We start from the raw sequence: 3,368 nt of genomic DNA on the forward strand, positions 1-3,368 counted from the left end.
GGGAGCTGGCACAAAAAGAACTCCATTTATTACCTTACGTCTAATTGAAGTTCGTTCGGGAAAAATTTGGCACTCTTATTTAACCAGCGTCCTTGATCCGACGATACTACCTCAGAGATGTAGTAGCCGACCTATACCGACGACGTTGGAGAATTGAAGACGCTTTTAATACAGTTAAACGACTCTTGGGACTCAGTTATTTATGGACGGGTTTCCTCAATGGTATTCAGTTGCAAATTTGGGGAACTTGGCTATTTTATGCTGTATTGGTCGATTTAGGCTTCGACGTGAGCGCTCAGCCGAACGGTGATGCCGTAGCCGATGAACTCTCTTTACCTTTTGACCACATTTATGAGAGAAATGATTTATCGCGGTCTTTATCATTTTTCGGTGGCTCGCCAAAAAGGTAACGCCACTGACCCGGTTAAGTATTTCGCCGCAGCAGAAAATCAGGATTTAGGTATTGTTAAACAACAGCGAAAACCTAAGGTTAAGTTAATTATTGCACCTTTTCCTGAACAACAACGAGGTTCTGACCAGTTTTTCTTTCCATCCTCTTCTCAAATCCCCTTGACAACTGCTATACAGGCTTAACTTGTCACCAATGGGGGGAACTCTAAGATGCCACATCCAGAAGACCCAATGTTGCGTTCCGCCCTTGCCTTCGCTGGCGCTAACACTTGGCTAAAGGGTAAAACTCTCCCAAACGAAGCAGGCAAAGGCTTAGTCTTCGCCCAAGACGTAGCCGCACTCGACCTCTGGGCAACTGAACTCGCCGTTCTCTCTGCCTGCCAAACGGGAATCGGCGACATCAAAATAGGAGAAGGGGTTTTTGGCTTGCGTCGCGCCTTTGCCGTCGCCGGAGCAAAAACCCTCGTGATGAGTTTATGGTCAGTCCCCGATCGCGCAACTGCCCTACTGATGGAGCATTTCTTCACCAACCTGCACCAAGGTTTAGGTCGTGCCGATGCCTTACAAGATGCCCACAATTACATTCGCACCATCACCGTTAAACAATTGCAGCAATCTCCCCTCGGTCTTGCCGTGCTCGAAGAATTACAAGAACACATACCACAAGATTATAATTTTTGTCAAGACAATAGACCCCTTGAGCATCCCTACTTCTGGGGTGCTTGGGTTTGTCAAGGCGATACCACCGCCGTGAAGCTAACTTGAGCCGAATCAGCTTATATAGCAGTTCTCACTTACATTTACATAAGGTACACTCCTACTCCCTACTCCCTACCTTTATCAGAGTAAACCTCACCAGATAGAGAAACGCTACAATTTCGTTCCGCACTCCGGACAGAAATTGTTACTCGCCGGATTCTTGGTACCACAGTTGCTGCAAGCCACCAACTCCAACGCTTTTTCAAGTTTAGAACGTTCTGGCAAACCAATCATTTGAGCATTACTTTTGCCAGGAGCCACCATTGGATAACAGTTTTCGTTCTTGTTTACCAACACATTTGCCAAAACCGGACCCTCATGCGCCAGCATTTCGGCGATCGCCTCCTTGAGTTGATCCCGACTCTGGATTATCATTCCCTTCAAGCCATACGCTTCTGCCAGTTTCACAAAATCCGGCATCCCCAATTCCATATTCGAGGAGGAATAACGCTCTCCATAGAACGCCTCTTGCCACTGGCGCACCATTCCCTGCCAACCGTTGTTGATAATAATAGTTTTGACATTAATACCGTACTGTGATAAGGTACCCAGTTCCTGGATATTCATCTGAACCGAGGCATCCCCAGCCACACAAATGACCTGTTCATCGGGAAGCGCAACCTTGACCCCCATAGCAGCAGGTAAGCCGTAACCCATCGTACCCAAACCAGCGCTGGAAATCCAGCGGCGAAGCCCAGTCTTCAAAAACTGAGCTGCCCACATTTGATGCTGACCCACATCCGTGGTGTAGTAAGCATCCGGTGCTTGACAACCCAACTCAAAAATCACTTCTTGGGGTGAGAGGCTGTGGGGATACTGAGGCACCTGTAAAGGGTATTCGGTGCGCCAGCGATTAATCCGTGCTAGCCACTCCTTCGTTTGATGCGGATTGGCTGGAATTCCCGATTCTTCATACCGACGCAACAGATTAGCCAGCACTGTCTGCACATCGCCGACAATCGGCACCTGCGGGGCACGGTTTTTGCCAACCTCAGCGGGGTCAATATCAATATGAATGACTTTTGCATGGCAGGCAAACTGATCCAGTTTTCCTGTTACCCGGTCGTCAAAGCGAGCGCCAACGGCAATGAGCAAGTCACACTCACTGACAGCAAAGTTAGCATAGGCAGTACCATGCATCCCCAACATTCCCACGGATAAGGGATGGGATTCATCAAACGCGCCCTTGCCCATTAGGGTTGTCGTGACTGGGAGTTGGAAGAGTTCTGCCAGTTTCTGCAATTCAACATGAGCACTCGAAGTAACGGCACCCCCCCCCACGTACAGTAACGGTTGCCGCGACTCCCGAATCAAATTTAGTGCCTGGTTAATTTGGCGAGGATTGCCCTTGACCGTTGGACGGTAGCCCGGTAATCTGACTGCACCTGGTTCAACGGGAGTGTAGTCAAATTCCTCCAAGCCCACATCCTTGGGTACGTCAATCAGAACAGGTCCAGGACGCCCTGTGTTAGCAATATGAAACGCTTCTGCTACAATCCACGCCATATCTTTGGGGTCACGCACCACATAAGAATGTTTGACAATCGGCAGAGTAATGCCAAAAATATCGGTTTCCTGAAAAGCATCTGAACCAATTGCTGCCCTTCCAACCTGACCCGTTACCACTACCATAGGAATCGAGTCCATGTGGGCAGTGGCAATGCCAGTGACTAAGTTGGTTGCACCCGGTCCAGAGGTACCAAAACAAACCCCCACTTTACCCGTAGCACGGGCATAAGCATCAGCGGCATGGGCAGCACCCTGTTCGTGTCTGACTAAGATGTGCTTAATTTCACCCTTGGCTTCCCACTGGTACAATTCATCATAAATTGGCAGAATTGCACCACCGGGATAGCCAAAGATATGCTGGACATCATGACGCTTGAGACTGTCAATTAAGGCAAAGGCACCAGTCCGGCGACTGCTCGTCTTTTGCTGAATTTCTTTTTTAGAGATGCTTTGGTAACGCACCAGATAACCTCACAAAACAACTAAAGGTTCTTTTACAAGTTTTGTATATCCTAATCGAACTGTCACCGAACTTTCGGATAACCTTCGATTTTAAATTATGATATCAACCATTGTCGAGAGTTTTTTGGTGACAGGGAGTGGGGAATAGGGAGTGGGGGAAGAGACAAGGGGGACAAGGGGATTTTTATGGTGTTATTCTTATCCCCCGCTCCCCAGCTCCCCAGCTC

The 3,368-nt window shown here is 48.5% G+C and carries 2 protein-coding genes and 1 pseudogene; 2 read left to right on the forward strand and 1 reads right to left on the reverse strand.

Annotated elements, in window-relative coordinates; all coding sequences use genetic code 11:
• A pseudogene (locus IQ257_RS29090) lies at positions 1-594 on the forward strand (transposase); the annotation flags it as partial.
• A gap of 27 nt (positions 595-621) precedes the next feature.
• Positions 622-1,176, forward strand: a complete 555-nt coding sequence (locus tag IQ257_RS29095; protein WP_193881397.1) for a CHAT domain-containing protein — start codon at positions 622-624, stop codon at positions 1,174-1,176.
• Positions 1,177-1,281: 105 nt separating this feature from the next.
• Here IQ257_RS29095 and ilvB read toward each other — a convergent pair whose 3' ends face one another.
• A complete protein-coding gene (gene ilvB / locus IQ257_RS29100; protein ID WP_193881400.1) occupies positions 1,282-3,141 on the reverse strand; it encodes a biosynthetic-type acetolactate synthase large subunit in 1,860 nt (619 codons plus the stop codon).
• Between the last annotated feature and the right edge of the window lie 227 nt (positions 3,142-3,368).

The sequence above is a fragment of the Coleofasciculus sp. LEGE 07092 genome, assembly GCF_015207375.1.
Classification (GTDB): Bacteria; Cyanobacteriota; Cyanobacteriia; order Cyanobacteriales; family Coleofasciculaceae; genus LEGE-07092.

Bases quoted from the DNA above. Each gene is read 5' to 3' on its own strand.
- IQ257_RS29095 (WP_193881397.1), top strand. From the start codon at position 622: ATGCCACATCCAGAAGACCCAATGTTGCGTTCCGCCCTTGCCTTCGCT.